The sequence below is a fragment of the Endozoicomonas sp. Z74 genome (genome assembly GCF_057680865.1).
In genome coordinates this window covers 1-4,764 of sequence record NZ_JBLYZI010000183.1, presented here as the reverse complement: position 1 = coordinate 4,764, position 4,764 = coordinate 1, and the positions used below count along the sequence as shown (strand labels likewise).

Sequence of the window (4,764 nt, the reverse complement as noted above, 5' to 3'; positions counted from 1 at the left end):
AAGAACGCCAATGGAAACTCTGATAGATGGCAAAGAGATCTGGAAGGAAAAATTTGTAGCCTGAATTTGACCTGACAGACACCCTCTGAAAAATCGGTGACTGTCAGATCAGGTCTGAACTACTACAAATCAGCAAGACCCTGGTTCTGTTTCTAAATACTCCTACGTCGATTCATTTTTAACATACACTGTTCCAACAGACGGTTATTATTATGTTCGGGTTGCGCCTTATGACACTACTTATTCATCGACCATAGATGCTACTTATAACCTGAATATCAGTATTGACTCTTCAAATGTTGCTAACCCTCATGAATTCTCAGCCATCACTGCCACAGGCAGCCTGCAAATAACAGACCTGGACGAAAATGAAGCCCTCTTTAATGCAGGCTCTGTTTCAGGGATATATGGAGAGCTGACAATTGATGCTAATGGTAACTGGATTTACACCCTGGACACATCCCTTTCTGAGACCCAGGCTATTACACAAAATGAATCGGTAAATGATACCATTCAGGTAACTTCCATCGATGGTTCTACTCATACCGTTTCTATCGTACTTAACGCTCAAAATGAGAATGCTGCCCCTGTGTTAAATAACGACAGTTCTTTAACACTCAGTTCTATCAATGAAGATTACATCAGTCCGTTTGGACAGCGGGTATCCGATCTGGTGGCGGGCCGGATCAGTGATGCAGATGAAAACAGCCTTGAAGGAATAGCCATTGAAGGTGTAGATAGCAGTAATGGAACCTGGGAGTTTTCTTCGGATAATTCCGTTAGCTGGCAAAAGATAGGGGATCTATCCGCCGCCAGTGCCCTGTTACTGGAAGATTCCTATAGGATTCGTTTTGTTCCCAATGAAAATTACCATGGATCTGCGTCGATCACTTTTCGCGCATGGGACCAGAGCTCCGGGGTTGCAGGAGGGACGGCTGATGTCAGAAGTAATGGTGGGATTACTGCTTTCAGTGCTGAAAGTGTTTCTGCCAGTATTGATATCATTGCAGTGGATAATGAACCAGAGGCTCGTGATAACAGCTTGATTCTTGGTCCGGAAAACACTTATACCTTTTCCTCTGAAGACTTTAATTTTCTTGATGACAACATGGGGGGGAGTTTGCAGTCAGTGACGATCACTGCATTACCGGCATCAGGCTCTATGGCTCTTAACGGTTCAGCCATAACGGCCAACCAGGTTATCGCTGTATCGGACATTGGCAATCTCACCTATACCTCACCGGCAACAGACCCGGTTTCAGCGATTAGTTTCAGGTTCAGTGTCAGTGATGGCTCTCAGTCCAGCAGTGAAAAGTCATTCTCCATTGATATTCAGGATAATGTGCCGGTCAGGCTGTATGATTCAGTGGTGACTTTGAATGCCGATTACAACACAGCAACAACTTATGGCACTACGGATATCAACCCTGAGGATATCAGTGACATTGATTTCCAGACCTTAAGTGACTTTGGAGAGGCTGTCGGTTTTGTTCAAAATCCGAATAACCTCAGTGAATACATGCTGGTATCAAGACCTTCCTGGTCGACGGCCGGAGGATCCGGAGAGCTGGATAATTCAGTAGTGTTGAACTACGTAACCTTTTCCCGGTCAGGCGACACTCTTGAGTACACAAGAACAGCGGCAAGATTGATTACGCCAAACCCGCCGAGTACTTCCCCGGAAGAATCCGTACAGCAGGATGATGCAAGCAATCTGGTTGATGACGCAACCAGTTTAAGTTGGATAGACCCTCCTGCGGTCAATGACAAATACATTGGAGATGATGGGCAAAGTTCTACGCAGATGCAGCCAATGATTGCAAATATTGAGTCGCTGTCCGTTATCAACGATATTCTGATTGATTTTGAATCTGAGCTGTCCAGTTACTCCTCGGTAGTCACGTTTGAAATAGGGGCTGACAGTGGTGAGTTCTTTGAAATTGAGGATAACAGTAATGGCTCATGGGCCATGACAGGAACCCAAGGGGCGAGCTTCTTAGGGGTAAGGGGCGACTGGGCATGGGGGGCGAATGGTGAAAATTCTACCTGGGATGGAGCGGCCGATACCGCTTACTCTTCAATCAGATTTCAAGGAAGTCCGTCTCGGGTGATGTTTGATGTGACGTCCTCCTCCTGGTTTACAGCGACGGTGACTTTCTATGGTTTCAAGGATGGTGTTCTGGTTTCAACGGTTTCACCAACCCTGGTTTCAGAAACCAGAGATAGTCTGGAGCAACCGACAGCAAGAGATATTACTTTTGAGGATATTGATGAAATTCGGTTTGATAATACCAACCCCTTTGGTATCGATAGTCTTCGAGTTACCGCTGCAGTAAGCCCTGAGAAAAGTCTCCTTGGTTCCGGAGAAAGTGAAATTATTTATTCTTCCGAAGAGGGCGAAATTCTTAAGGGTGAAGGGGGGAATGATCACCTCCTGGGTAATGCCGGCAATGACTTGATTTTTGGTGGTGCTGGTAATGACACTCTGGAAGGAGGCGCAGGCTCTGATACATTCAGTTTTGCTCTGAGCGATTCCAGTAGCGATGGCTCACCGGTAGAAGATGTTATCACGGACTTCCACGTTGGGGAGGGAGGGGATGTTATTGATCTCAGTGATGTTCTGATGGATGAAAGTGGGGCGCTGGATCAGTATCTCAGTTTGAATTTCGAAAATGGAGATACCACTTTAGAGGTTAAGCCTGAGGCTGATGGAAATGTAACCCAGAAAATCAAGCTGGAAGGCGTTGATCTCTCATCCCTGGGCAGTAGTGACTCAGAAATCATCAACAACCTGCTTAATGATGGTAATCTTCAACTGGATTGAACCACGCTGAGTAAAGAAACATGCTGAAAACAACGACGCCTGCCATTGAGGGCCGCCCGGTCAGAGAATATCTGGGAGTGGTAGTGGGGGAAGCGATTGTCGGAGCCAATGTATTTCGAGATCTCTTTGCTTCCATCCGGGATATTGTAGGAGGGCGTTCTGGGGCCTATGAGCGGGAACTGGAAAAAGCCCGTGAGGCAGCCTTTGAGGAATTAGAGGCAAAGGCTGAGGCCCTTGGCGCTAACGCCGTTGTGGGTATTGACCTGGATTATGAAGTGGTGGGGGAAAAAGGCAGTATGCTGATGGTGAGTATCAGCGGTACAGCGGTCAGAATCTAAAGGAAGTGAGCCGGCAGAGCAGGCTCAATCCGAATTTTCTATGACGGTCTCTGGGTCCAGGCCGGTATGTTGCAGGTTCCACTGGGCAAAGTCAGAATCCCGAATCGTGGTAGCGATAAAGGAACTCTGGCTGAACTGAGCCTGGGCCAGATCAGCCTGGTCGATCACCAGATGATCAAGCCGGCATTGATTGAAGGTCGGGGACTTTTCCAGGCTGTAACAGTCTTTTAAAAAACTTTCATTAAAGTTGACCTGTCGAAACTCAGTGTCATCCAGCAGGGCTGAGTCCATATCCACCCTTTCCCATAGACAGTTGACCAGGCGGGTTCCGGCCATTTCAACCGCATGGAACTCACAATCCTTCATCGCAACATTATTCATTCTGGCTTCAGAAAAAATGGGGCCTTCATCAAAGCTGTCACACCCTTTCAGAACCGTATCGTCTATATGGGCTTTGAGAAAAGAGGTATGGGTCAGGGTACAGCTGCGAAACAGCATATTCCGGATTTCGGCCTCGGAAAAATCCGCGTTATCAAAAAAACCATGAATAATCTGGCTGCTGTAAAGCTTGATGCCTTTGCAGTTGCTGTTGTGAAAGGTTTGGGCGCCCATATCACAGTGATCAATGATCGCCTGACTCAGGGTGCTGTTATCAAAATTCGCGGCATAGAGCTCACAGTCAAGGATCCGGGCATTTTCCAGGTTGGCATACCGAAGGTCGGCTCCAGTAAGATTGCAACCGTCAAGGATGCAGCCTCTGAGGTCCGCTTTTCGAAAATTGACACCGCTGAGGTTGCAGTTTTTCCAATGGGTGCCGCGCAATTTGCCCGAGTGGAAACTGCAGTTTTTCAGTAAGCTGTTTCTGAAGCGGGCCCGCTCCAGGTCTTTTCCCATCAATGACAACCCGGAATAATTGGCTGATTCCGGTGCCTGACAGCCCGGGTGCAGGCTTTCAAGAAGGGCTTTGGTCTGTGCTGCGCGCTCCTTCTCCTGCTCAAGCTGGGGTTTGAGATCGGACTCTGCTTTGACCTGGTAACGGTCGACCCCTTTCAACCGGATGCTTTTCTTATGGGTTAATCCGGATGTTTTCAGGCCATTGGTGTCCAGAATGTCATAGTGACCGACACGGGAAGTGGGTTTTGATGGGGTCTTTGATGAACGGCTTTTTTTCTTGGACACAGTCCTTGCTCTCCTGGGAGTTCTCTACAAAGAGATTCGCCCGGAGCCCGGAAAATTTTAGTGAGGAATTACTTCAATCCGGTTGTGAACTATTTGAATAAAGGCAGTCGATACCGGTAGCCTCTCTTTTCTGTCTTTCCTGGAGCTGCCTGTCTTTTTCTGAATTGTGCCATTCGTAGTGAAGGTTCAGCCCATCTCTGGAGGGAGAAGAGGGTTCATAGGGAAGATACGGTACTTCCAGAAGGTTGTTGTTACCTGAAGCCTGCGCTTTGCTGTCATTGAATGGGTAGCCAGGGCAGGGCAAAAACATGATCACCAATTGAACAGCGCCATCAAGAAACAGCCTGTATAATCAGGGTTTTTCCTGTCTTTCGATGTCTGCAAAAGCCCTGTTTTCCAAATTCTCCTCGCTCACTGATAAGC

Annotated in this window: 4 protein-coding genes and 1 pseudogene; 3 read left to right on the top strand and 2 right to left on the bottom strand. The window is 47.5% G+C overall.

All coding sequences use genetic code 11. The features are described from left to right. Positions 1-253: 253 nt before the first annotated feature. From ACNRUY_RS25780 to ACNRUY_RS25770, 3 genes and pseudogenes are all read left to right on the top strand, one after another. A pseudogene (locus ACNRUY_RS25780) lies at positions 254-574 on the top strand (VCBS domain-containing protein); the annotation flags it as partial. 15 nt (positions 575-589) lie between these two features. Further along, positions 590-2,824 (top strand): type I secretion C-terminal target domain-containing protein, encoded by a 2,235-nt coding sequence (locus ACNRUY_RS25775; protein ID WP_488114533.1) that lies wholly within the window; start codon positions 590-592, stop codon positions 2,822-2,824. A 20-nt stretch (positions 2,825-2,844) separates the two neighbouring features. Next, positions 2,845-3,162, top strand: a complete 318-nt coding sequence (locus tag ACNRUY_RS25770) for a heavy metal-binding domain-containing protein (protein WP_488114532.1) — start codon at positions 2,845-2,847, stop codon at positions 3,160-3,162. A 24-nt stretch (positions 3,163-3,186) separates the two neighbouring features. On the opposite strand, the gene ACNRUY_RS25765 is transcribed toward ACNRUY_RS25770, so the two are convergent. Beyond that, entirely contained in the window at positions 3,187-4,341 is a 1,155-nt protein-coding gene (locus ACNRUY_RS25765; protein ID WP_488114531.1) for a pentapeptide repeat-containing protein, read from the bottom strand. 73 nt (positions 4,342-4,414) lie between these two features. Beyond that, positions 4,415-4,660 (bottom strand): hypothetical protein, encoded by a 246-nt coding sequence (locus ACNRUY_RS25760; protein ID WP_488114530.1) that lies wholly within the window; start codon positions 4,658-4,660, stop codon positions 4,415-4,417. Between the last annotated feature and the right edge of the window lie 104 nt (positions 4,661-4,764).

What these genes read in the sequence shown, in the direction of transcription:
- ACNRUY_RS25770 (WP_488114532.1), top strand. Translation starts at nt 2,845, where the DNA reads ATGCTGAAAACAACGACGCCTGCCATTGAGGGCCGCCCGGTCAGAGAA.